General features: G+C 72.5%; 21 protein-coding genes. 5 read left to right on the top strand and 16 right to left on the bottom strand.

Annotated elements, in window-relative coordinates:
• Window positions 1–2: 2 nt before the first annotated feature.
• The 6 genes from ACH45E_RS21155 to ACH45E_RS21180 all read right to left on the bottom strand — a co-directional run bounded on the left by ACH45E_RS21155 (window position 3) and on the right by ACH45E_RS21180 (window position 6,113).
• On the bottom strand, window positions 3–521 hold the full coding sequence (locus ACH45E_RS21155; protein ID WP_361445031.1) for a phage tail protein: 519 nt from the start codon (window positions 519–521) through the stop codon (window positions 3–5).
• A complete protein-coding gene (locus tag ACH45E_RS21160) occupies window positions 518–2,011 on the bottom strand; it encodes a phage tail protein (RefSeq protein WP_361445034.1) in 1,494 nt (497 codons plus the stop codon). The genes ACH45E_RS21155 and ACH45E_RS21160 overlap by 4 nt, the downstream gene beginning before the upstream one ends.
• Window position 2,012: 1 nt before the next feature.
• A complete protein-coding gene (locus ACH45E_RS21165) occupies window positions 2,013–2,471 on the bottom strand; it encodes a phage tail protein (protein ID WP_361445037.1) in 459 nt (152 codons plus the stop codon).
• Window positions 2,472–2,533: 62 nt separating this feature from the next.
• Complete coding sequence (locus ACH45E_RS21170; RefSeq protein WP_361445040.1) at window positions 2,534–4,798, bottom strand: phage tail sheath C-terminal domain-containing protein; 2,265 nt, start codon at window positions 4,796–4,798, stop codon at window positions 2,534–2,536.
• Between the two features lie 11 nt (window positions 4,799–4,809).
• Window positions 4,810–5,538, bottom strand: a complete 729-nt coding sequence (locus ACH45E_RS21175; RefSeq protein ID WP_361445043.1) for a carboxypeptidase regulatory-like domain-containing protein — start codon at window positions 5,536–5,538, stop codon at window positions 4,810–4,812.
• Window positions 5,535–6,113 carry a DUF4255 domain-containing protein gene (locus tag ACH45E_RS21180; protein WP_361445046.1) on the bottom strand — a complete coding sequence of 193 codons (579 nt, stop codon included), beginning with the start codon at window positions 6,111–6,113 and terminating at the stop codon, window positions 5,535–5,537. Before ACH45E_RS21180 ends, ACH45E_RS21175 begins: the two co-directional genes overlap by 4 nt.
• Before the next feature lie 186 nt (window positions 6,114–6,299).
• Here ACH45E_RS21180 and ACH45E_RS21185 point away from each other — a divergent pair, with 186 nt between their 5' ends.
• Together ACH45E_RS21185 and ACH45E_RS21190 are read left to right on the top strand one after the other, a co-directional pair.
• On the top strand, window positions 6,300–6,497 hold the full coding sequence (locus ACH45E_RS21185; protein WP_361445049.1) for a hypothetical protein: 198 nt from the start codon (window positions 6,300–6,302) through the stop codon (window positions 6,495–6,497).
• Between the two features lie 388 nt (window positions 6,498–6,885).
• The gene (locus tag ACH45E_RS21190; protein WP_361445052.1) at window positions 6,886–7,437 is read left to right on the top strand and encodes a bacterial transcriptional activator domain-containing protein; all 552 of its coding nucleotides are present in this window, start codon (window positions 6,886–6,888) and stop codon (window positions 7,435–7,437) included.
• Here ACH45E_RS21190 and ACH45E_RS21195 read toward each other — a convergent pair.
• The 5 genes from ACH45E_RS21195 to ACH45E_RS21215 all read right to left on the bottom strand — a co-directional run bounded on the left by ACH45E_RS21195 (window position 7,406) and on the right by ACH45E_RS21215 (window position 12,026).
• Window positions 7,406–8,122, bottom strand: a complete 717-nt coding sequence (locus ACH45E_RS21195; RefSeq protein WP_361445055.1) for a hypothetical protein — start codon at window positions 8,120–8,122, stop codon at window positions 7,406–7,408. The two genes, ACH45E_RS21190 and ACH45E_RS21195, sit on opposite strands and share 32 nt — an antisense overlap.
• A gap of 149 nt (window positions 8,123–8,271) precedes the next feature.
• The gene (locus ACH45E_RS21200; RefSeq protein WP_361445058.1) at window positions 8,272–9,624 is read right to left on the bottom strand and encodes a protein kinase; all 1,353 of its coding nucleotides are present in this window, start codon (window positions 9,622–9,624) and stop codon (window positions 8,272–8,274) included.
• A gap of 123 nt (window positions 9,625–9,747) precedes the next feature.
• Window positions 9,748–10,587: a cytochrome c oxidase assembly protein gene (locus ACH45E_RS21205; protein ID WP_399041203.1), complete on the bottom strand. Its 840-nt coding sequence runs from the start codon at window positions 10,585–10,587 to the stop codon at window positions 9,748–9,750.
• Window positions 10,587–11,105: a DUF2243 domain-containing protein gene (locus ACH45E_RS21210; protein WP_361445064.1), complete on the bottom strand. Its 519-nt coding sequence runs from the start codon at window positions 11,103–11,105 to the stop codon at window positions 10,587–10,589. The genes ACH45E_RS21205 and ACH45E_RS21210 overlap by 1 nt, the downstream gene beginning before the upstream one ends.
• 165 nt (window positions 11,106–11,270) lie before the next feature.
• Window positions 11,271–12,026 (bottom strand): hypothetical protein, encoded by a 756-nt coding sequence (locus ACH45E_RS21215; protein WP_361445067.1) that lies wholly within the window; start codon window positions 12,024–12,026, stop codon window positions 11,271–11,273.
• A gap of 137 nt (window positions 12,027–12,163) precedes the next feature.
• On the opposite strand from ACH45E_RS21215, the gene ACH45E_RS21220 reads away from it, so the two are divergent.
• Together ACH45E_RS21220 and ACH45E_RS21225 are read left to right on the top strand one after the other, a co-directional pair.
• On the top strand, window positions 12,164–13,339 hold the full coding sequence (locus tag ACH45E_RS21220) for an AI-2E family transporter (RefSeq protein WP_361445070.1): 1,176 nt from the start codon (window positions 12,164–12,166) through the stop codon (window positions 13,337–13,339).
• 69 nt (window positions 13,340–13,408) lie between these two features.
• Window positions 13,409–13,804 (top strand): SRPBCC family protein, encoded by a 396-nt coding sequence (locus ACH45E_RS21225; RefSeq protein ID WP_361445072.1) that lies wholly within the window; start codon window positions 13,409–13,411, stop codon window positions 13,802–13,804.
• Here ACH45E_RS21225 and ACH45E_RS21230 read toward each other — a convergent pair.
• The 3 genes from ACH45E_RS21230 to ACH45E_RS21240 all read right to left on the bottom strand — a co-directional run bounded on the left by ACH45E_RS21230 (window position 13,801) and on the right by ACH45E_RS21240 (window position 20,844).
• Window positions 13,801–15,867, bottom strand: a complete 2,067-nt coding sequence (locus ACH45E_RS21230; protein WP_361445075.1) for a SpoIIE family protein phosphatase — start codon at window positions 15,865–15,867, stop codon at window positions 13,801–13,803. The genes ACH45E_RS21225 and ACH45E_RS21230 overlap by 4 nt on opposite strands.
• A 39-nt stretch (window positions 15,868–15,906) precedes the next feature.
• The gene (locus ACH45E_RS21235; protein ID WP_361445078.1) at window positions 15,907–18,348 is read right to left on the bottom strand and encodes a SpoIIE family protein phosphatase; all 2,442 of its coding nucleotides are present in this window, start codon (window positions 18,346–18,348) and stop codon (window positions 15,907–15,909) included.
• A 102-nt stretch (window positions 18,349–18,450) separates the two neighbouring features.
• Entirely contained in the window at window positions 18,451–20,844 is a 2,394-nt protein-coding gene (locus tag ACH45E_RS21240) for a glycosyl hydrolase family 65 protein (protein WP_361445081.1), read from the bottom strand.
• 84 nt (window positions 20,845–20,928) lie between these two features.
• On the opposite strand from ACH45E_RS21240, the gene ACH45E_RS21245 reads away from it, so the two are divergent.
• A complete protein-coding gene (locus ACH45E_RS21245) occupies window positions 20,929–21,381 on the top strand; it encodes a universal stress protein (protein ID WP_361445084.1) in 453 nt (150 codons plus the stop codon).
• Between the two features lie 206 nt (window positions 21,382–21,587).
• Here ACH45E_RS21245 and ACH45E_RS21250 read toward each other — a convergent pair whose 3' ends face one another.
• On the bottom strand, window positions 21,588–22,235 hold the full coding sequence (locus tag ACH45E_RS21250; RefSeq protein ID WP_361445087.1) for a pyridoxamine 5'-phosphate oxidase family protein: 648 nt from the start codon (window positions 22,233–22,235) through the stop codon (window positions 21,588–21,590).
• A 65-nt stretch (window positions 22,236–22,300) separates the two neighbouring features.
• On the bottom strand, window positions 22,301–23,230 hold the full coding sequence (locus tag ACH45E_RS21255) for a universal stress protein (protein WP_361445090.1): 930 nt from the start codon (window positions 23,228–23,230) through the stop codon (window positions 22,301–22,303).
• Window positions 23,231–23,365: the final 135 nt, after the last annotated feature.

The raw sequence follows: 23,365 nt of genomic DNA on the forward strand, positions 1-23,365 counted from the left end.
GGTCACCTCCCTTGGCTCGGCCGCGACGCGGCGTCCGCGGCGGTGTCCTGGACGACTCTGGTCAGTCCCTCGTGCGCGATCTCCAGCGACTCGATCGCGATCGCGTTCTGTTCGGCGTGCAGGTCGGGGCCACTCCATCTGGCGGCGAGCCCGCCGTGGAACGCCCAGGCCGCGCCGGGCGTCCCGTCCGGGGCGAGCACGATCACCGCGCCGTCGCGGCGCGCGCCCAGCGAGTCGGCGAGCCCGGCCTGGTACCACGCCCACAGGCCGGCTTCGCGGACCACCCCGCGCTTGAGGGTGATCCGGTTCCACGAGTGGCGCAGCGGCAGCTGGTGGACGGAGTCGTTGCGGCCGCCCTCCGGATAGCTCGTCACCTCCAGCTGCGCGCCGAGCCCGGTGACCTCCTGGAACGCGCCGGAGGCGACCAGGGGCAGCAGCAGCGCCTGGGCGGGCGGCAGATACGCGTCTCCGGGGTCGAGCGTCACCAGGAAGCGGTATTTGGGCAGCGGGTCCTGCATCATGCCTCGATCACCTCCAGGCCGCGGTCCTGGCCGAGCACGAGGCGCAGCCGGACGAATTCCATGGGGACGGCGGGGGCGACCTCGATCTCGCAGACCAGTTGCCCCGGGTCCTGTTCCGGCGGGTTGTTGGTGTCGTCGCACACCACCTGGAAGGCCTGCTCGGGCCGTGCCCCGGCCAGGGCGCCGGTGCGGAAGGCGGCGAGGAGCACCGAGGTGACCGCGCGGACGAGGGTCAGCCGCAGCTCGGGCGAGTTGACGTCGAACACCAGCGGGCTCGCCACCCGCCGGATCGCGCGCACCAGCAGGTGCACCAGCCGGCGGTGGGCCACGTACCGGCTGCGGGGATCGGCGGACAGGGTGCGTCCGCCCCACACCGTCAGCCCCCGGCCCCGGGTGCACCGGATCAGGTCGACGCCCGCGTCGAACAGCCGGACCTGCTGTGGCTCCGGCAGGTCGGCCGCGAGGTCGACGGCCTCCAGGATCACGGCGCCCGCGGGCGTGTGGTGTGCTCCGCGCTCGCCGTCGAGCCGGGCGATCACGCCCAGGACGTGACCGGACGCCGGGACGGTGCGCAGCCCGGGGCCGTCGGGGGTGCGCAGCCCGGGGTGGTAGACGGCCGCGCAGCTCAGCAGTTCGCTGTCGCCCGTCGCGGTCAGTGACTCCACCCACCCCACCGTGTCGTCCACGCAGGACAGCCCGGGCGGCACGTCCAGGACGACGAGCCGGTCGAGCAGCGGGGACACGGTGCTCAGCAGTTCCAGGACGGCGTCCGTGTGCGCGGTCCCGGACAGGTCCGTGCCGAGGTCGGGCAGCGCCACCAGTGCCGGTTCGGGGAGTTCGGACTGCACGGTCACGGCGTCCGTGTACTCCCGCCGGGCCGGCGGGGCGTCGGTGCCGCCCGTGAGCGTCAGTTCCCAGGACATCGAGATCGGGCCGGTCGCCGCCGGGGGCGGCTCGGGGCCGTCGGGGAGCAGCCGGACGTAGCGGGACGCGGTCAGCCGGTCGGCCACCTCGGCGAGCGGCAGGCCGGGGAAGGACTCGGGGGTCTCGCCGGGCACCGTGATCCGCAGACTCATGGTGGGCGGTCCGGCGACCGTGCTGGCCTGGAAGCGGATGGCGACGCGTACGCCGTTGGCCCACGTGCCGGGGCTGGTGGCGACCACCTGGTAGCGGGTGGCCGTGAGTCCGCTCAGGTCTCCGGCCGTCCACCGGGCCTCGGCGGTGGCGGCCGGACCGGAGACCCGGAGCACCCAGGCGGTACGGCCGCCGTTCTCGAAGTAGCCGCGCAGTGCGTACGGGGTGGCCGACGCGCCGTCCGGCGGTCCGAAGGCGCCCACGACGTCGTTCCAGTTCTCCACCCGTACCGGGGAGCCGACCGGGCCGCGGCGGAACCGGCCGAGGAACGCCGCCACGTCCGTGCGCAGCGGCTCGGTGTCCGAGCGGCGCGGGGCGGACGTCAGGGATACGCCGGGAAGCGCTTCGCCGGCCATGTCAGGTCTGGATCTCCAGCTTCTCGACCGCCAGGACGAGCGTCTCCATGGCGATCTCGTTCTTGGTGGCGTTCAGCGTGGGGCCCGTGTACTTGGTCGGCCAGCCCCGGCTGAAGCTCCAGCGCATGGCGTCGTGGTGGTTCTCGTCCTCGAGCACGATCAGGCCGGAGGTGCGCTTCACCGTCCCCTGGAGCGCCAGGACCACCCAGTTCCAGAAGTCGACGTGGCCGGTGACGCCGCGCTTGAAGGTGAGGTTGGTGAACTTCTTCAGCCCCGGGATCTTGCGGACGGTGATGTCCTCGCTGCCGTTGCGGTACTCGATCGGCGGGATCTCCAGCTCCAGGCCGCTCACCTCGGTGAAGGAGCCGCTCACCGCGAGACCGTCGTTGCTGACGTCGTTCACGGTGATCCTGAAGTTGTACGACGCGTAGGGATCGTCCCTCGTCGGCAAGGGTGGCATGGTGGCCCCTCCTCGGTCGGGTGCTTGGTCGGGTGCTCGGGCAGGTGCATCGGTCGGGCGGGTCAGGCGAGTTGGGTCTCGCTGGTCTTCTGCTGGATCCGGAAGATCACGAATTCGGCCGGGAAGACCGGCGCGACGCCGATGACGCAGACGAGCCTGCCGTTCGCCAGGTCGTCCTCGGTCATCGTGGTGCGGTCGCAGGCGACGAAGAACGCCTCGGCGGCGGTGGTCCCGGCGAGCGCGCCGCTGCGCCAGACCGTGGTGAGGAAGTCGGTGACCGTCTGGCGGACCACGGCCCACAGCGCCTCGTCGTTGGGCTCGAAGACCACCCACTGGGTGCCCTCGTCGATCGACTCCTCCAGGTAGAGGAAGAGCCGCCGGACGTTGACGTACTTCCAGGAGCTGTCCGAGGACAGGGTGCGCGCCCCCCACACCCGGTGGCCGAACCCGGGGAAGAACCGCAGGGCGTTGATGCCCTTGGGGTTCAGCAGGTCCTGGTGGCGCTTGGTGATGTCCTGCGCGATGCCGTCGGTCTGCCTGATGCTCCTGATGACCACGTTGGCGGGCGCCTTGTGCACACCTCGTTCCACGTCGACCCGGGCGTAGATGCCGGCCATGTGGCCGGACGGCGGTACCTCGACGTCACGGTCGGTGGACGGGTCGCGGGTGACCAGCCAGGGGTAGTACAGCGCCGCGTACTTGGTGTCGAACGGCTCGCGGAACGCCTGGATGCCCTCCATGTCGAGTCCGTCGCGCGGGTCCAGGATCGCGAACCGGTCCTTGAGCGTCTCGCAGTGGGTGACCAGGGCCGCCTCGACGGTGCCGGACCACATGCCGGGCACCGCGCAGACGGCCACCTCGTCGATGTCCTCCAGGGCGACGATGCCGGTGCGCCGGCCGCTGCCGCCGTCCGTGCCGACGAAATCGGCGACGCTCAGGCCGTCGTACTTGTCGTCGCCGTCCGCCAGCGTCAGCCAGGAGCCGGTCGCGGGCACCGGGAACAGCGTGGGGTCGGTGGACAGTCCGGCCAGTGCCGTGGCCCGGACCAGCTGCGACCGGCTCTCCAGAGCGGTCGTCACGTTCGCGGGGCTGTCGCCGGTGAGCCGGAGACCGGGGAACGTCTCGGTGACCGACGCGCCGCCCGGGTCGGTGAACCGGGTGCGGACCTCGGCCTCGATCACATGGATCCGGTCGCCCTCGAAGAACGTTCCCGGCACGTTCCGGTCGAAGGTCACCGTGTCCTCGGCGACCGACACGACGGTCAGTACGGTCATGGTGGTGCCGTCGTCGAGCTGGGTGACCGCGCCCTCGTACAGCCGGCTCGCGCCGCCGACACGCAGGGTCGGATGTGCCGTGGTGTTGCCCCGGCGCACGCGGCGCACGGCGAGTCCGCTGTCCCAGGCCGCGTGCGTCGTGCCCGCCGGGAAGGCCAGCGTCACCTTGCCGTCGGCCGGCTGGCTCACCTGGACCTTGAACCGGCGGGCGTCGATCTGCACCCACACCTCGGCGGGCAGTTCGTCGGGGTCGAGCCCGCTCACCGCGGCCACCTCGACCGTCCCGCTGTCCTGGGGCGCGTCCGCGGCCAGGCGCGTGATGAACAGCGCGCCCTCCTGCGGATCGGGCAGCACCGGCAGCGCGGCGCCGGCCATCGGCTGGATCCGCACCTGGACGGCCGCGCCCCACGCTCCGGGGCTGACCGCGGACAGCCGCAGCGTCTTGTCGGTGCCGCGCTGCCCGATCTGGACGTAGTCGCCGCGGGCCGTCCTGACCTCGGCGGTCAGCTCCGTGTCCAGGGTGAGCCGGCGGTTGGTCATGTCGTAGCCGGAGACCACCGCGGTGTGGATGAGCTGCTGGTCGTCGCCCCGGTAGATGTCGATGTGCTGGCCGGCCCCGGTGAACCCGATCAGATGGCCGAGCTGCAGGCTGGTGGCGCCCCGCGCGGCGTCGGTGGCGACGGGGCTCACCAGGCCCCGCACCAGGGTGCCCGAGGCGGGTGCGGCGTCCGCGGCGACGACCCGTTTCACGTACAGCCGCTGTCCGCCGTTGTCGAAGAAGCCCTTGACGGCCAGCGGGAACAGCCACCAGCGGCCGCCTTCGGCGGGGTTCTGGGCCCAGGCGTCACGGACCCCCGCCTCGGGCTCGGGCAGGAAGCCGCCGAAGACGGTCTGGAACTCCAGGAAGTTCGTGACCAGTTTGGGCTTGCCGGTGGCCGGGCCGCGAGCGGTGACCCCGACCATGCCGGCCGTGCTCGTGCTCACGCCCGCGATCGGCCGTGGCCCCGCGTCGATCTCCTCGACGTAGACCCCGGGGCTCAGATACTCGGCCATGGATGGCTCCTTCACTGCTCACGGATCTCGATGACGTGTCGGCGCGAGGCGTCCTGGGGCAGGCGTACGGTCAACGCCCCCGCCCGGCCCGGCCGTTCGACGGCCTCCAGACGGAAGGTCTCCTCGGCGGGGTTGTCCGCGGCCTTCCCGCCCTCCCACCGCAGGGCGAGCCGGAAGGCGCCCGCGGCGTCGGCCAGGGTCCGTTCCCGCCACGGCGTCAGGTCGTCGCCGGTGTGCCCGGCGGCCTCCACCAGCGCGTTCGCGACGGGCGCCCGGGTGGCCGCGTCGACCACGACGCCGTGGACGGTGCGCACTCCCGGCGCGTAGGGATAGGAGACCGCCGGCAGCATCCGGACCAGCCTCGGTGTCGCTTCCACGGCCGGCGGATGGGTGTCGTCATAGGGGTGCACGAGGAACTCGACGCCGGCGAGGCCGGCCGTGAACGGCTGGTCGTCGGCCGGGTACAGCGGCAGGTAGCCGGGGGCCGTGAACAGGGCGCGGTGGCGCTCCGGCGGGACGGTCCACGGCTCGCTCCGCCTGCCGAGCCCCGGGAAGGCGAGGACTCCGCTGGGTGTGCGCACCGCCCTGTCGTCCAGTGCCTGCCAGCCGTCCGCGGCGTCGAACCGTTCGAGGCGGACCGCCACGCCCGCCAGGAGCACCCGCCGGGCATGCTCGTCGAACGGCACCAGCCAGACGGGGCTGTGGAGGGTCGACCGGGCCAGGGGCAGGAAGGCGCTCATGGCGTCGCCGTCCCCTCGATGGTCCGGCTCCGCACGGGCCGCACCGGTGTCTCGACGGCCGAGTCCAGATTGACGACGCGGATCTCGTAGTTCAGCGACAGGCGGTAGGGCTTCTGGATCGCGTACCAGACCCAGGACTTCTGGTCGAGGGTCAGCGGTGTCAGCGTCAGGTGCAGCGAGTCGGTGCTGCCCGCCAGGCTGCCGGTCAGCTGTGCGCCGTCCAGGATCGCGTCGTCGTAGAAGGTCTGCAGGGCGCGTCCGAGCATGCGGTGCTGGGTCGCCTGGTCGCCGCCCCAGGGGGTGATCAGATAGCGCAGCAGCAGGGCCATCGGCGGCTTGCGGGTGGTCGGCGGGCCGGGCGGCTGGGAACGCACCGGCGGACGGTTGCGCGAGGTGGGGTCCTCGGCGATCTCGTAGAGGAACACGGTGAGTTTGGGCGGCGGTGTCTGCACCGTCTCCGAGAGGTCGTTGAGTTCGGCGATCGGCGGTTCCACCTGACTGAGCCCGCGCAGGGCCTGGGTGAGAGCACTGACGATGCCCGACGAGACGTCGGCGATCACACCGAAGTCACCCACTCCAAGCCCCCCTCGTCCCGGCCCGCGCTGAAGACGTACGCCGGAACAATGCAGAGCCCCATGTGATCCGGCCGCGACGAACCCGTCGCACCGGCGTCACCGCGGTGTGCTCGCGGCCGGCGATGACGGCGGCGGACACGGACCGACAACGCCGGGGTGACAGCGGTGGGGAACACTTGGTCTCTCATGGAGACCCCCTCGACGCGGTCCGGCGTCCTGATACTGCGGGTATGGGTGGAAGGCGGCGGGTCCGACGGCTTCCGCGCGCGCATCATCCAGGCGGTCGGAGGGCAGCAGGAGCCCCCCACCGCGGCGAGCAAGACCACCGCCGTCCTCGACGCGGTACGCCTCTGGCTCGAGGAGCTGCTTGAGCAGGACGGGTGACGTTTCCGCGACGCGGTGGTGATTCCTTTCCGACGCCTGTCACGCTAAGAAACGACCTGCGATCATGATTTGCTCGTAACATGTGCTTCGAGCATCCCTAGAGCCGCACCGAAGATCATGAAAGCCGACATCGGTACCGGGGGCGTCGATGAACGGACAAACACACGGCCAAACACACAGCATCACCTTGAGGTTGCTCAAGGGCTTCGCATTATCCGTTGACCATACACGCGTTCCGGTTTGCTCCAGTACGCAGCGACTGCTCGCTTTTCTGGCCTTGCAGGACATGCCGCGTTCACGTACCTACGTGGCCGGAATTCTCTGGCCGGACGTCACAGCCTCGCGTGCCAATGCAAACCTGAGGTCGTCCCTCTGGAGGGCGACCCGCATGGGTCACCCCATCATCGAGGTATCGGTGCGCGATCTGGCCATCGCCAAGCACATCGCCGTGGACTTGCACGAATCGGTTGCGCGCGCACACCGACTGCTCGACAAATCACACTCCTGCGAGGACATCCTCACGATGGAGACACTGGCCGACTTGTCGGCGGACCTCCTTCCGGAATGGCCGGAACACGACTGGATGCTGATTGAACAGGAGCAATATCGTCAGCTGAGACTTTATGCCCTGGAAGCGATGACCGAACGGCTGACGGCGGCGCGACGTCATGGTGAAGCGGTCGCCGCCGGACTCACCGCGGTACGGACGGAACCCCTGCGGGAAAGCGCGCATCGCGTCCTGGTGAAGGCGCATTTGGCGGCCGGCAATAGGGGTGCGGCACTGCGCCAATATGAACAATGCCGCCGTGTCCTGCACGAGGAATTGGGACTCGAGCCCTCGCCCTCGCTGGGAGCCCTGCTGCCGGCTGACCGGTCCCGTCGCACCGCCGGATACGCGATCAGCGCGATCAGCGCTGCGGAAGCCGGTCGTAGGTCTTGAACGTGTAGACGGCGTCGTAGGTCATGAGGTTTCCGCTCGTCGCCGGCAGGCCGAGCCTTCGGTTGAGGGACGCGGTCAGGGGTCCGCAGTGTTCGGCGGCAGGGGCGGAGAAGGTGTCGTCGTACGCGGAGAACTTGATCAGCGGCGGATCCTGGGAGAGCCACTCCGAAGGGCCCGACCGCTTCAGCTGGAAGTCGACGGGACCGTCCGCCCCGATGGTGCAACTGTGCCGCAGCAGGGGGCTCAGGAGCCGGAAGCGCAGACTGAACTTCCCGGTGTAGAAGTCGGATCGGCCGCCGTACTCCGGCTGTATCGCCAAGCCCTTGGACACGGCGGTCGGTGTGGTGCGCATCGTCCCCCACACCTGCCCGTCGGTACCGTCCGGCAGCGGACCCTCGGCGTGCGTCATGGTGATCGGGGCGAGGTCCACGGTGAGCTTGCCCATCGTCAACTTCGGTGCCGCCTTGTGCACTTCGCAGCGCCAGCGGGCCGGGTCCACTCCGGACGGCAGGGGCGGGCAGTCGCTGAAGTCGGCTGCCGACGGGGTGGCGGCAGCCGGCTCGGCGTGGGCGGTACCCGGTGTGTACGCGGCCGTGATGCCCACGAGCGCGGCGACGCCGGCGGCGGACACCGCGGCGCGGCGGGCGAACGGGAGAACGGGGCGGTCAGCAGTGGAATTCGGCATGTGGATCATCCTGCCGTCCACCACTCACCGGCCACCATCGGTGACACCCCCGGCCCTACCCTGAGACGACCCTGACACCGTGTCAGGGAGGCTGTCCGCCACGAGTCGGCGACGGCGTCCTCGGCACCGCCCAGTGGCAGGGTGCTCCGTCAGTGCTTCTTCCCGTGCTTGGGGGCGCTCGGCTTCTTGGGCTTCTTGGCGTCCCACAGCGCCTTGTACTTCTTGGACGGGGACTGCGGCCCGGCTGCCTTCGCCCTCCCTGTGCCATGGGTCTCGTCCGACCCCTGGTGCGCGGTGGACGCAGAGGATGAGGAGATACCGGGATCCTGAGCGGAACGCACGGCGGGTGTCCCCGGGGCGGGGTGTGTCGTCCCGTGCTCCGGTGCCGAGGGGGTGCCGGACGGCCCGGTCGCCCGAGCCGTCGGTCCGTGGCCGTCGGCGCCCGAGGCGGTGCTGCCGTCGGAACCGGTCAGGCCCCCGATCGATCCCGTCAGGGCGACGCCGAGCAGCGTGGTCAGCGCGGCCCCGGCCGTGGCCAGGTTCCGCCTGCCGAGGCGCCGGGCGGCCGGGAGCCGGCGCGGAGCCGCCACCGTCCGCAGCGGCTCGGGATCGGCGGCGTACACCGGGGCGTCCGCCCCGCCGGTGCCGGACGTCCCGGACGAGAGGACGGTCCTGGACCCGACCAGCGCGGTCAGCGCCTCGGCGCACCCGGCCGCCTCGGGGCGGTCCCGCGCCTCCCGGGCGGTCATGGCCCGCAACAGGCGGGACAGCTCGCCGTCGAGGGAGGCCGGAATCACCGGGGCTCGGTGCAGTCGGGCGATCGCCGCTTCCAGCGGGGCGCCGTCGTACTCCAGCCGTCCCTTGAGGCACTCCAGCAGCGTCAGACCGAGGGCGTAGACGTCCGCGGCGGGCCCCACCTCGCGGCCCTCGACCTGCTCGGGAGCCAGGTATGCCGCGGTGCCCACCAGCGCGCCGTCGGCGGTGTGCGCGGTGGCGTCGATCAGCCGGGATATCCCGAAGTCGGTCAGGTGGGGGGCGCCCGCCTCGTCCATGAGGATGTTGGACGGCTTGACGTCGCGATGCACCACCCCGGCGGCGTGCACGTGCGCGAGGGCCTCCGCCAGAGCGGCGCCGAGGGCGCACACATGGGCGCGGGGCAGCATGCCCGCGGCGACGCGGGTGCGCAGCGTCGAGCCCTTGAGGAGCTGCATGACCAGGAACGGCCGGCCCCTGTCCCGTCCGTAGTCGTGGACGGTGACGAGTCCGGGATGCTCCAGCCGGGCCAGCAGCAGGGCCTCCTCGGCGAATCGTTCCTCCGTCTGCGCGCCGGTGCCCGCACGGAACACCTTCACGGCGACCGCCCGCCTCAGCTGGAGATCGAAGGCCTCGTGGACGTCGGCGGCACCGCCCCGCCCGAGCAGAGCGCCCAGGCGGTAGCGGCCGGCCAGCATCGCGCCCCGGAGGGACGATTCCGGCCCCGCGGACCATGGGCGTACTGGCATCTGCTCTCCCCAGACGGGCGTGCTGTGTTCCTGACCGGCGTATCCGGACGGAGATGTTCGCGTTCCCAGAACGGGTCGCGTTATCCCTTGCGGACGCGCTTCGACCCGAACGGAGATTTTCCGTCAGCCTGAGGGAAAGTCACCCGCGAGACGGCCGCGCGGGGCCGGGGCCCGGGTGCGGCGCTCGGGCCGCCAGGTGGCCACCAGCACGGCCGCGAGCAGGAGTTCGGCGATGTCGCCGCCGTAGTACATGATCTCGGCGCCCTGCCGGACCTGGTCGACGGGCGCGTGGATGTCGATGAGGAACCCGCCGTACATCGCCTGCGCGATCAGGGCGTGCGCGGCCACGGCGACGCCCAGGTACACCAGCCGGGTCCGGACCCCCGGCCGGGCGGGCGCCGGATCGGGGCCCGCGACGGCGTGGACGAACAGGCAGCCGGAGACCAGGAAGTGCCCCAGCATCAGCCAGTGCCCGGCGGGACGGTCCATCGCGGTGTCGTACAGCGGGGTGAAGTACAGCAGCCCCAGGGTGCCGGTGCTCAGCACCAGGGCCACGGCGGGGTGCACCGCCACCCGTGCCGGAGGGCTGTGCAGCACCGCCGTCAGGCGGCGGGCCCGGGCCGGCGGCAGCACGCGCAGCAGCAGGGTCACCGGTGCGCCCAGCACCAGCGCCGGCGGCGCGTACATCCCGACGAGCATGTGCTGGGCCATGTGCGCGCGGAAGTCGGTGTGCGCGGCCGGGCCCAGCGGCGGCAGCGACGCGACCGCCGTCAGCGCCAGTCCCGTCAGGAACGATGCCGAGCGCAGGCGGGGCCAGCCCCGCGCGGGGTTGCGGCGACGGGCCCGGCGCACGGCGAGCAGATAGGCGATGGCTGCGGCGGCGAGCAGGATCAGCACGGCCGGCACCGCGAACGGCCATCCGGCACCGGTGCCGTCGTGACGCATGTGCTCCGTGCCGTCCATCAGCCACGGCCGCCGCGCCGCAGCAGCAGGCCGCCGGCCACCAGCAGTCCGCCCAGGAGGAGGAATCCGGCGTCCCACCAGGCCTGGTACGGGCCGCCGTGCACATGGTGGATGCCCAGGATCTGGTGGTCGAGGAGGCCCTCGACGAGGTTGAACAGTCCCCAGCCGGCCAGGATCCAGCCCCACAGCGCCCGCGACGCCCACACCGCCCGCCGGTCGCGGGTGACCCGCGCGTGCAGGATGCCCAGGCCTGCGATGACCGCGACCCAGCAGACCGTGTGGAAGATTCCGTCCCACACGGTGTTCATCTCCAGCCCAGACACCGTGTGGGGGTCGTAGTACTTCACGCCGATGTGGTCGTGGTCGGTGCTGGTGAGCATGTGGTGCCACTGGAGGAGCTGGTGCAGCAGGATGCCGTCGAGGAACCCGCCGAGCCCCACCCCGAGGACGATCCCGGGCAGCCGCAGACCGTCCGGCGCACTCGCGGCCGACCGGGCCGTACCCGCCGTAGTGGCCATCTCCCGAACTCCCTCCCGCCGTCCCCGGACCCGGACGCCCCGGACGTCCCGCACACGGCTTCCCACTCCGCGCGCTCCCTCACACCCGTCGCGGCGCCCGGCCGGTTCACAGCGGTTCACCGCGGGGCCGGAACTGAGCTGTGGAACCGGCCGGCACGCACCGCGCTATCGCGGGTCGTCGTACTCGCGTGAGACCACCTCGACGCGCCCGGTCGCGTGGTCGCAGCGCACGGTGTCCAGGCCCATGGACTCCAGTTCGGCGATCGACGCTGCGTGCGTGACGGTGTTCAGCGCGAGCATGCCCACCTTGGGGTCGTCTTCGCCGAGCACCACTTCCCCGGCGAGCAGCGTCTCCATCAGCCGCTGCGCGGAGGCCGACGGAAGCTGCTCGTCGACGGCGATGTGCAGCATCAGGTGTTCGACGCCGGTGTCGGCCCACCGGGCCTGCGACACCCAGGCGGTGCGGACCGCGGGAAACTCCCGCACCCGGCGGGCCAGCGCGTCCCGGAGGGCCACCGCGACCGGGGCGGTGGACCAGGTGAGTACGAGCCGCTCACCGGCGGCCCGCCGGCCCCGCCCGCGGAGGGTCCGGTGCAGCAACGGGGCCGGTACGCGGGCCCAGCCCTGTCCGGAGTGGAGCACCAGGGCCGTGGCCCCGGTCCGCTCGACGATGTCCAGCAGCCGCAGGGCATCACAGTGGATCGCCGCGGCGGCCTCCGGCAGCCGCTCGGCGCAACACGCCTCACTGGTGTAGCCGGGCAGGGCGGGAGTGCCGTCCTCGCCGCGGAGGAACAGCACGGAGCCGTTCTCCCGGACGGGAACGAACACCCCGTGGTCGACGAGGGCGGCAAGCAGTCGCTCCGCCTCCGTCCCGGCTGCGTCGCGGTCGAGTATGTCGGCGAGGGTCACATTCGCAGTCACGTACGAAGCCTAGGGCCGGCGGACCACCGGTCCTCACGCGTCGTCTCGCGCGTTGTTTCGCCTCGTCCGCCCGGCTTGCCCTTACGGTGCTCTAGAAGTGACGGAAGGTCAGAAACGGAGGGGAGGCTCGAGAGGCCGTGGCCGATACGGGCGGTGGAGCGGCCGGGCGGAGCCGCGGGCGCCGGGCGGGCCGCGTGGTGCTGGGGAGCCGGCCGGGGCACTCCGTGCGGCTCCCCCCGCGCCCGCGTTCCGGCGCGGCGGCCCGCGGGGTGGCCGCGCGGACGGTGCCGTCCCTGCGCGTCGCCGCGGCCTACGCCTGGCGCCTCATCGTGGTCGGCATCGTCGTCTACGGTGTCTTCACCGTCCTCGGCCGCTTCCAGCTCATCGCCGTGGCCCTGTTCCTCGCGCTCATCGTCACCTCGGTCCTGCGCCCCGTCGCCGACCTGCTCGACCGCGTGCTGCCCCGGCCCCTGAGCGTGGCCGTCGCCCTCGTCGGCAGTGGGCTGCTCCTGCTCGGTCTGCTGGCCCTGGTCGGCAACGCGGTGGCGGGCGAGTCGGCGAAGCTGGCGGGTGAGTTCCAGGGCGGCGTCCACCGGGTCGAGCTGTGGCTGCGGGGTCCGCCGTTCCGGATCAGCCCCGGCAAGCTCTCCGACCTCCAGGACCAGCTGGTGCACTACCTCGACGCGCACCGGTCGAGACTGCTCAGCAGCGCCGTCAGCGGTCTCGGCCGCGTCGTCGAACTGGCCGCCGGAGGGGTGCTCGCGCTGTTCTCCTCGCTCTTCTTCATCCACTCCGGCGAGAACCTGTGGGCGTGGGCCCGCGACCAGCTGCTGCCCAGCGGCGCCCGCCCGGCGTGGGACCGGGCGGGACGCGCGGCCTGGCGGACGTTCGCCGGGTACACCCGGGGCATCATCATCGTGGCCGCCACCAACGCCGTACTCGTCGGTGTCGTCCTGCTCGTCCTGCGGGTACCGCTCGCGCTGCCGCTGACCCTGCTGGAGTTCTTCGCCGCGTTCGTGCCGCTGGTGGGCTCACCGGTCGCGCTCGGTGTGGCCACGGTGGTCGCCCTCGCCGGGCGCGGCCCCCTCACCGCCCTCGCCGTCCTCGCGCTCATCGTCGTCATCGGCCAGCTCGAGGGACATGTGCTGCACCCCCTGGTGCTGAGCTGGGCGGTCCGTCTCCACCCCCTCGTCGTGGCCGTGTCGGTCATCGCGGGCAGCATCGTCGCGGGTGTGATCGGCGCCGTCGTGGCCGTCCCGTTCATCTCGGTCGTCTGGTCGGTGCTGCGCGCCCTGCGGACGGCGCCCGCATGAGGACTTTTCGGCCGCCGCGGAAGGGGCACGCGTCCGGGGTACGTACCCGAGCGGAGGAACGGTGCCGCCATGTCTGAGTACGAACGTTCACGCACGATGCCCGCACAGCCCGACCAGGTCTTCGACCGGGCCGCCGACGTCGGCCGGCTCGACACCTGGCTGCCGGACGCCCTGCACGTACGCCCCGGGGAACCGCCCGCCGTCACCGTGCACGAGGACCGCTTGGACGAGGACACCTCGGCGCTGCTGCGCACCGAACGCGATCAGATGCGCATCGAGTGGGGCACCCGCGAGCAGGGCAGCTACGCCGGCTGGCTCCAGGTCGCCGGTATCGGCAGCGGAGCCAGCGAGGTGACCGTCCACCTGTCGTTCTTCGAGGCGGGCCACGACCCCGGCGAACGCGCGGCCTGCGAAGCCCTCGACCGCAGCCTGGAACGGCTGGAGGAGCAGGTGCGGGCAGGCTAGCGGGTCCGGGCCACCAGGAGGGCGACGTCGTCGTGGTCGTCGGGGTGGCGCAGGCCGTACAGCAGCAGGTCACAGGTCTCCTCCAGGGGCCGGTGGGGCTCCTGGAGGAAGCTGAGGAGCATGTTCAGGCGGTCGTCGATGGGGTGGTAGCGGGTCTCGACGAGACCGTCGGTGTAGAGGACGAGCAGGTCGCCGGGGTCGAGGCGGGTCGTCGTGGTCTCGAAGGCGATCCCGCCGACCCCGAGCGGCGCTCCGGCGGGCAGGTCGAGCAGCACGGGGGCCTGGCCGGGGCGGGCCAGCGCCGGGGGCATGTGTCCGGCGTTCGCGAGGTGGCAGTCGCGCGTCCGGGGGTCGTACACGGCGTAGAGGCACGTGACGATGTAGTGCTCCAGATCGCAGGTGATCTTGTCGAGGTGCTGGAGCACCGCCTCCGGGGCCAGGTCGAGGTCGGCGTAGGCACAGGTGGCGGTGCGCAGCCGGCCCATCGTGGCGGCCGCGTCGATGCCGTTGCCCATCACGTCGCCCACGACCAGCGCGGTCTTGTCGTCGGCCAGCGGGATCACGTCGTACCAGTCCCCGCCGACCTCGCTGGTGGCCTGCGCGGGCTGGTAGCGGGAGGCGAGCTCCAGCCCGGTGTGGTGCGGCGCGTGGTCGGGCAGCAGGCTGCGCTGGAGGGTCAGGGAGGTGTTGCGCACGCTCTGGAACCATCGGGCGTTGTCGATGGCGACGGCGGCGCGGCTGGCGAGCTCACTGGCCAGGACGACGTCGTCGTCGTCGAACGGGAGCGGGTTGCGGGTGCGTTTGAGGTCGAGGGCGCCGAGCACCTCGCCGTGCGCGATCAGCGGCACGGCGAGATAGGAGTGGACGCCGGCCCGGGCCAGGAGCGCGACGGCCTCGGCATCGCGTGCGATCCGCGGCAGGTCGTGCTCGCCCACGTGCCGCACCAGAACCGGCCGCCCCGTGTGGACGCACAGGGTCACCAGGCGGTCCCCGTCGTAGGCGGCCAGGTCACCGGGCGGGTCGGCGGCGCGCAGGGCCACGGTGGGGTGGGACGCCCGCAGGGCGAGCGCGCGGAAGAGTTCCGGGCCGCCCGCCGGTTTGCTGGTACGGCGGTAGGCCAGCGCCTCGTCCAGCACGTCCACGGCGACCACGTCGGCCAGATCGGGAATGGCGATGTCGGCCAGTTCGTGGGCGGTCTCCTCGACCTCCAGCGTGGTACCGACCCGGGTGGAGGCGTCGGCGATGAGCGCCAGCCGGCGCCGGGCCCGGTCGGCCTCGATGGCCGCGCGGTGCCGCTCGGTGACGTCGACGACCGAGGCGGCCGCGCCCAGGATCCGCCCGCCGGGGTCCTCCAGGCGGTAGAAGGACAGGGACCAGGCGTGGTCCTCGTCGGGGTCGGTCGGGGGACGGCCCACGTGGTACTGGTCGAGCAGCGGGGTGCCGGTGGTGAGCACCTGGCGCAGCGCGGACTCGATCGTCCCCACGTCGGAGAAGGGCAGGGTCTCGCGCAGCCGGCGCCCCACGTGGTCCTCGGCGGGTATGCCGTCGATGCGCGCCAGGGCGGGATTGACCAGGAGGTAGCGCAGCTCGGGGTCCAGCAGGGCCAGGCCGATCGGGGACTGCCTGATCAGCCGGTCGCACAGCGCCAGGTCGGTCTCGACGCGCTGGAGCAGGCTGTGGTCGGCCGCGATGCCGAGGGCGAAGAGCTCGCCCACGTCGTCGAGCAGCCGCATGGTGCGGAACTCCATCAGGCGGCTGCTGCCGTCCTTGTGCTGGACGGGGAAGGCGCCCGCCCAGCTCCGGCCGGTCTCCAGCACGTCGGTGAACAGGCTCAGGACGGACTTCAGGTGTTCCGGGCCGATCAGCAGCCGCGCGGCGTACTCGCCCAGCGCCTCGTCCGCGGTGTAGCCGAACAGGTCCTCCGCCTGCGGGGTCCAGAACACGATGCGCCCGTCAGGGTCCAGCACCACCGCGGCAACGCTCAGCACGTCCAGCAACCCGGTCGGCCGGGGCGCCTCGGGGAGGGAGACGTCGCGTCCGGTCTCGGGGGATTCGGCTGTCATCCCGGGCCCTTTCTTCCGCCGGGCCGGCGTCCGGCCAGGTCACCTGCCGTCGGGCAGTTGTTGCTCTGTCCAGATCGTCTTGCCCTCCGGTGTGTGGCGTGTGCCCCAGCGCTGGGCGACCTGGGCGACCAAAAACAGGCCCCGGCCTCCCTCGTCGGTGATGCGCGCCCCGCGCAGGTGCGGGGAGGTGTGGCTGGTGTCCGAGACCTCGCAGATCAGGGCGCGCTCGTGGATGAGCCGCAGCCTGATCGGCCCGTACGCGTGCTTGATCGCGTTGGTCACCAGTTCGCTCACGATCAGCTCCGTGGTGAACGCCACCTCGTCGAGGCCCCACTGGGCGAGCTGGCGGGCGGCGTTGTTCCGGGCCACGTGCACGGCCGAGGGGTCCGCGGGGACGTCCCAGGAGACGACGCGGTCGGGGCTGAGCGCGTGGGTCCGCGCGATGAGGAAGGCGACGTCGTCGCGCGGGCGTTCCGGCAGCAGGGTGCGGACCATGATGTCGCACAGTTCCTCGAGCGGCCGGTCGGGGTGGGCCAGGGTGAAGCACAGGCGCTCCATGCCCACGTCGACGTCCCGGTCCGAGGCCTCGATCAGCCCGTCGGTGTAGAGCGCGATGATGCTCCCCTCCTCCACCGTGATCTCGGCCGACTCGAACGGGAGGCCGCCGAGTCCCAGGGGCGGCCCGGCGGGGATGTCGGGGAACTCGACCGGCTCGCTCAGGTGGGCGATCGCCGGGCTGGGGTGCCCGGCGCGCGCCACCACGATGGTGCGGGTGACCGGGTCGTAGACGGCGTACACGCAGGTCGCGCCGACGACGAGCGGGCCCTGCGCGGCGGCTTCGGCCTCGTCCGACAGACGCATGACCAGGTCGTCCACGTGGGTCAGCAGTTCGTCCGGGGGCAGGTCCAGATCGGCCAGCGTCTGGACGGCGGCCCGTAGCCGCCCCATGCTGGCCGCGGCGTGCAGCCCGTGACCGATCACGTCTCCCACGACGAGCGCGACCCTGGCGCCGGAGAGCGGGATGACGTCGAACCAGTCGCCGCCCACCCCCGCCTCGGTGTCGGCGGGCAGATAGCGGTAGGCGACCTCGACCGCGTTGTGCCGGGGCAGATCGGGCGGCAGCAGGCTGGTCTGGAGGGTGAGCGCGGCCTGGTGCTGCCGGGCGAAACGCCGGGCGTTGTCGACACACACGGCGGCCCGCGCCACCAGTTCCTCGACGAGGAGCAGATCGTCCTCGTCGAACGGGTCGGGGTTCTTCCAGCGCAGCAGGGTCACCACCCCCATGCTGATGCCGCGGGCCCGCAGCGGGACGACCAGATGCGTGTGGACGCCGAGCCGGAGGAGTTTCGTCCACCGCTGGGAGTCGTCGACGAGCCATGTCGTCGCGGCGCTGACGGCTTCGCGGATGGGCTTGCCGGTGGCCAGGCAGCGTTCCTGCGGGGACCGGGCCGGGTAGCTGGTGGCGGCGCCGACCTGCACGACCACTTCGGGATGGTCCTCCTGGATCGACAGGTGGGCGGCCCGGTGCAGTGTCGCCTCGCCGTGCCCGGGTACTCTGGGCCGCTCCCCCCGCGTCCGTCCTTCCAGTCGTACTTCGTCCAGGAGGTCGATCGCGACGAAGTCGGCGATGCGCGGCACCACGACCTCCGCCAGCTCCTGTACCGTCCGGTCGAGGTCCAGGGTGGTCCCGATGTGTTCGCTGGCCTCGTTCAGCAGGGTCAGCCGGTCGCGTGCCGTGTCCTGGCCGGTGGCGTGGAGGGCGACGAGGCAGATGCCCAGTGTCCCGCCGTCGGCGTCCCGCACGGGAAAGAAGGAACGCAGCCTGAAGTTCCGTTCCCTGGTCCGGCGGGCCAGGTCGTGGCGGGGCGGCGCGTGGTCCAGGGTCACCTGGGGCTGCCCGGTGATGAGCGCGCGCCTGGCGTGCCGGTTGCCGAGGAACGCCGGCTCACCGGCGCCGGTGATGGTTCCGGGCGCGTCGGCGTCGTCCGGCCGGTCCCCTTCCATCTCGGCCAGCGCGCGGTTGGCCCATTTCCAGCGCAGTTCGGTGTCCAGTACGGCGATTCCGAGGGGGGACCGCACGAGCAGGCCGCGCGCGACCGCGTCGAAGAACTCGTACTCCAGCCGGTCCCTGACGTCGCAGGCGAGGACGAGCCAGCCGTGGTGGCCGTCGGCGCCGACGAGGGGGCACATGCGGATCGAGAGGTCGACGGCGTGACCGGCGCGGTGCCGGGCGGCGAGCACGCCGGTCCAGCCGCGGTCCGTGCGCCGCAGCCCGGAGACGGCGGCGGCGAGGTTCCCGTCCGCCATGACGGACGCCACGGGTTGTCCGACCACGTCACGGGCCGGGTAGCCGATCAGGCGCTCGGCTCCCGGGCTCCAGGAGACGATCAGCTGATCGGCATCGGTGACCACCACGGCCGCGGACTCGATGTCGAACGGATCGGCCGGATCTGCACTGCCGAGAGCGCCGTTGACGCCCATATGCACGTCCCATCCCAGGGCCGGGCCCCCACGTGCCCATTGTCGCACCGAGGGTCGGGCCACGCCGCGCCGGTGCACGCCCTCGGATGGCGGATGTCAGGTTCACACGGGCGTGACCAGGCGGCGTGTCTGACCGGGCGGTACCTGGACGGCGGGGCCGGCCGGGCCGGCCTGCCGGACGTCGATCGGGGAGCGGTCCGACGACGGCACGGTGATCTCCAGCAGGCCGCGTTCCAGCCGCAGCCGTACGCCCCAGTGCCCCCGGTAGCGGATGGCGAAGCCGTACGAGGAGAGCTCCGGCAGCGGCACCGGGTCGACCCAGAGCGTGCCTTCGCGGGTCTCCAGTCCGGTCAGCCCGCGCTGCACGAGGTCGAGGGTGCCGGCCATGGCGCCCAGGTGTATCCCCTCGCCGGTGGTGCCGCCCTGGAGGTCCGCGATGTCGCCGCGGAGGGCCTCCTGGCAGTACGTCCACGCGCCGGCGCGCCGGGCCCGGGCGAGGACCCAGCCGTGGACCAGGCCGCTGAGGGTGGAGCCATGGCTGGTGCGGTCCAGGTAGTAGTCCACCGTGCGCGCCCAGGTGTCCTCCTCCAGGCGGTAACCGAGGCGGCGGAAGACGGCCTGGAGTTCGGCGGGTGAGAAGAGGTAGCCGAGCATCAGCGCGTCGGCCTGCTTGGAGGCCTTGTAGCGGTTGACGGTGTCGCCCTCCGCCTCCAGGATCCGGTCCAGCCGGCGGATGTCGCCGTACCGCCTCCGGTAGTCCTCCCAGTCGAGTTCGGCGAGGTCGCGGTAGCCCTCGAACTGGCTGATGACGCCGTCGTGGAAGGGCACGTACAGCGTGTGGGAGACGTCCTGCCACCGCTGCAGCTCGGCGCCGTCCAGACCGGCGCGCTCGGCCAGTTCACGCCGGCGTGGTTCGGGCAGGCCGGCCAGCAGCTCCAGCGTGCGGGTCAGCACCCAGGCGGCCGTGACATTGGTGTAGGCGTTGTCGTCGAGACCGGCCCGCGGCGCTTCGGGGTAGGCGTCGTGGTATTCGTCGGGGCCCATCACGCCCCGGATGCGGTGCCGTCGCAGGTGTGCGTCGTAGACGGCCGAGTCGGCCCAGAACCGGGCGATCTGCAGCAGCATCTCGGCGCCCTTGGTGTGCAGGAACTCCGTGTCACCGCTGGCCTCGCAGTACTGCCACACGTTGTACGCGATCGCCGAGCCGACATGGTGCTGGAGCCAGGAGTGGTCGGGCAGCCAGCGTCCCGAGCGCGGGTTGAGGTGCAGCCGCTGGGACTCCTCGCGTCCGTCGCTGCCGCTCTGCCACGGGTACGACGCCCCGCGCCGGCCGATCGCCCGCGCGGCGGAGCAGGCCTGCTCCAGGCGGCGGTGGCGGTAGCGGAGCAGGGCGCGGGAGACCTCCGGGAAGTGCAGGTTCAGATACGGCAGGACGAACAGCTCGTCCCAGAAGACATGGCCGCGGTAGGCCTCGCCGTGCAGGCCCCGCGCCGGTACTCCCACGTCCAGGTCGGCGGTGTGCGGGGAGAGCGTCTGCAGCACGTGGAACAGGTGCAGCCGCAGAATGCCGCCCGGCTCCCCGGGGACGTCGATGCCGGCCCGGCGCCACAGCTGGTCCCAGGCCGTGCGGTGCGTCCCGAGCAGCTCGTCGAACCCGGGGGCGTGCCGCACCCGGTCGGTCGCGGCGAACAGCGGGTCGCTGATGGCGGGGTCGCGGGAGGTGTGCAGGGCGACGGTCTTGTCGACGGTGACGGCGCGGCCGGGGACCAGGGCCACGCGCATGCGCTGGACCGCCCGCAGCGGCTCGTGCTCCGCGGTGGCCGACGCTTCGGCGGCCGGCGCGTCGGCGGTCAGCCGGGCCGCCATGCCGATCCGGATGTCCGAGGTGCGGGTGCGGCAGCGCAGCCACACGGTGCCGGGGCCGGCGTCGCCGGTGTGCACATGGGTGAGGTGACGGCCGTCCAGGTCCCGGTAGCGCGCCACCCCGGCGTTCGTGACGGCGCCGTCCAGGGCCGCCTCCACGTCCAGGTCGACCGGGTGGCCCTCGACGGCGAACTCGGTGCGCAGGGCGGCCAGGTGCGGATCCGCCATGTGCACCAGCCGCTGCTGCCGTACCGCGAGCACGCACCCCTCCCCCAGGGCGTACCTGGTCCGGCGCTCCAGGATCCCGGACGCCGGACGCAGCACGAGGCGGTGCTCGGGCACCGGCGCCGTGTCCGGGGTGAGCCATGGCCCGCCCGCCCGCCGGAAGCGGAGGGGCAGCCAGTTGGGGAGGTTGACGATGTCCTCGTTCTCGACCCGGCGGCCCGCGACCTCGGAGGTGAGCCGGTTGTAGCACCCGGCCGCGTAGGTGCCCGGGTAGTGCACACCGTCGGCCGTGCATTCCGGGAGCGCCCCGCGGGTGGCGAAGTACCCGTTGCCCAGGGTGCACAGCGACTCCCTGAGCGGCTCGTCGGCGGGCTCGTAGCCGGCGTACTCCCACACCCGTTCCGTCATGGCCGGGGTCTCCCTCCGGCTGGCGCGGTCACGCGGGGCCGGGCAGCGTGGACGTAGGGACAACGACTGCTGAGCGAGGTGGCCATGGAACGCCCTGAGGCGGAACCCCGGGTGGTGGTGGGCGTGGACGGTTCCCCGTCGTCGTACGCGGCGCTGCGCTGGGCGGTGCGGTACGCGCGGACGGTCGGCGGCGTCGTGGAGGCGGTCCTCGTCTGGGACACGCCGTCGGACGTCGGCTGGAGCGGGCCCGCGATCGATCCCGACTTCGATCTGCAACAGGCACGGGAGCGGTTCGCGGACGAGCTGCGCGCGGTCTTCCCGGACGGGCGCCCCGCCGGCCTGGAGGAACGCCTGGTGGAGGGCGATCCCTCCGAGGTGCTGGTCCGGGCCTCGGAGGGCGCGGCGGTACTCGTCGTGGGTCGCCGTGGACGGGGCGGTTTCGCCCGGGCGATGCTGGGCTCGGTCACCCACCGCTGTGCCCAGCACGCGGCCTGCCCGGTCATCGTGGTCCCCCAGGGCCGCGACGCCGCGCGGTAGACGGACGAGCGGTGGACGGACGAGCGGTGGACGGACGAGGCGGAAAGGACCACATCCGCTTCTCGCGGATCCGGATTGCGCGGTGCGCGGCCCGAAGCCGCTTCCCCGCGTCTGATGGAGGCCCTTTCCGCCCTTTCCATGGAACCACCGCGGCTCGGCACGAGGGCCGAACAGCCCTCCCCGGGGAATCCGCTCGGGCCGCACGGTCACCAGACGTCGATGCGGCGGCCCGTGAGGGCGGTGATCTCGATGCGCACCCAGACGTCACGCTCGCCTCCGGCCCACGGCGTGCTGTAGGTGTGTTCGGAGAGGCGGCGTACGTCCTCGGGGTCGGTCACCGTGTCGGCGGGACCGCGCACCAGGACGCTCCAGCCCTGGCTCAGCGCGTCGTCCACGCGGTCGACCTCGAAGGCCACCTCGTGTCCGATCCCCTGGGCGGGCACGGAACCCGGCTCCGTCCGGAAGACGATGGCGTCGTCGACGACGCTGTAGTTGACGGGGACGACCACGGGCGCCTGTTCGGTGGAGACCGCGAGCCTGCCCACGCCGTGCGTCGACAGCAGCCTGCGGCACTCCTGCTCGGCCAGTTCGCTCAGGCGCGGGGCGCGCGCGGCGTGCCCGAGGCCGGCCGGCAGGTCGACGTGGCCGCCGCCGAGCTCGGTGAGGCTGGTGCGCAGCGCCCCGGCCAGCCTGAGCAGGGTGCCCGAATCCGGTGCCGCGGTGCTGTGCTCCTCCAGGTGCGCGAGGTAGCCGGGGGCCATGCCGGCCCGGAAGGCCACCTCCTCGCGGGTGAGCCCCAGTTCCGTACGCCGCTGTTCGATGCGGCGTCCGAGGTCGCCCTGCCGTTCCGCCATGGTCACTCACCTCTCGGGTCATGCTGTGGATCGGTCTCCGAGTACCCGTACCTTCGCCGCCGGTTTCATCCTGATGTGCCGCGCGTGTCGTCCGTGTCGTCCGCGGCATCCGTGGTGGACGGCCGCGGCGGTACGACCGCCACCGGGCAGTGGGCGTGGTGCAGCAGTGTGTGCGCGACCCGGCCGAGCTGGAGCCCGAAGTAGTGGTGCCGGCGGCGGGCGCCGATGACGACGAGGTCGGCGGCGGCCGAGCGGTCCACGAGCACCTTCCGGGCCGGGCCCTCCACCGTGGTGCGGCGCACCCGCAGGTCCGGGTGGCCGGCGGTCGCGTCGTCGAGCAGCGTGTCGAGCAGGTCGGAGGCCTGCTGCTCGTACTGGTGCGCGGACTCCCCGGCGAGCAGGAGGTGATCGGCGCTCCGGTGTGCGGGGCGGCGCCAGACGCGTACGGCGTCGAGGACGCAGCCGCGTGCCTCGGCCTCCTGGACGGCGAAGCGCACGGCGTCGCCGCCGGTCGCAGGGTCTGAGGCGCCGAGCAGGACGCGCCCGTGGGAGCCCGCCAGGCCGGCCCGGTCCCCGCGGACGACGATCACCGGGCAGTGGGCGCGGGCGGCCACGGTCAGACCGACCGAGCCGAGCAGCAGCCCCTTGATCCCGCCCCGGCCGCGGGTTCCCGTCACCAGGGCGAAGGCGTTGTCGCCTTCGTGCAGCAGGGCGTCCGCCGCCTCCTGGGGAAGGATGTCGGTGATCGCCTTCACGTCCGGGTCGCGCGCCCGGACCCGCTCCGCCGCCGCGGCGATGATGCGCTCGGCCATCACCTGCTCGGAGGGGCGTTCCGGGCCGCCCGCCGGCACGGTGCCCTCGTAGCGCTCCCAGAGGGAGGCGTACACCAGCCGCAGCCCGAGCCCGCGGCGGGCGGCCTCGTCCACCGCCCAGTCGACCGCCGTCAGGCTGGACCCCGATCCGTCCACGCCCACGACCACCGGCAGTTCCGTCATCGGGCTCACCGCCTTTCGCCGGGCTGCCACGGCGTGCAGCACGGGACTCTCCACTGCCACCGTCGCACGCGCCGGGGCTCGGTGGTGAGGGCCGTTCGGCCCCGCCCAATGCCCGGTCTCGACCCCGGGCACCGG

The organism is Streptomyces sp. NPDC020299, from assembly GCF_044387825.1.
In the GTDB taxonomy this organism is placed as follows: Bacteria; Actinomycetota; Actinomycetes; order Streptomycetales; family Streptomycetaceae; genus Streptomyces.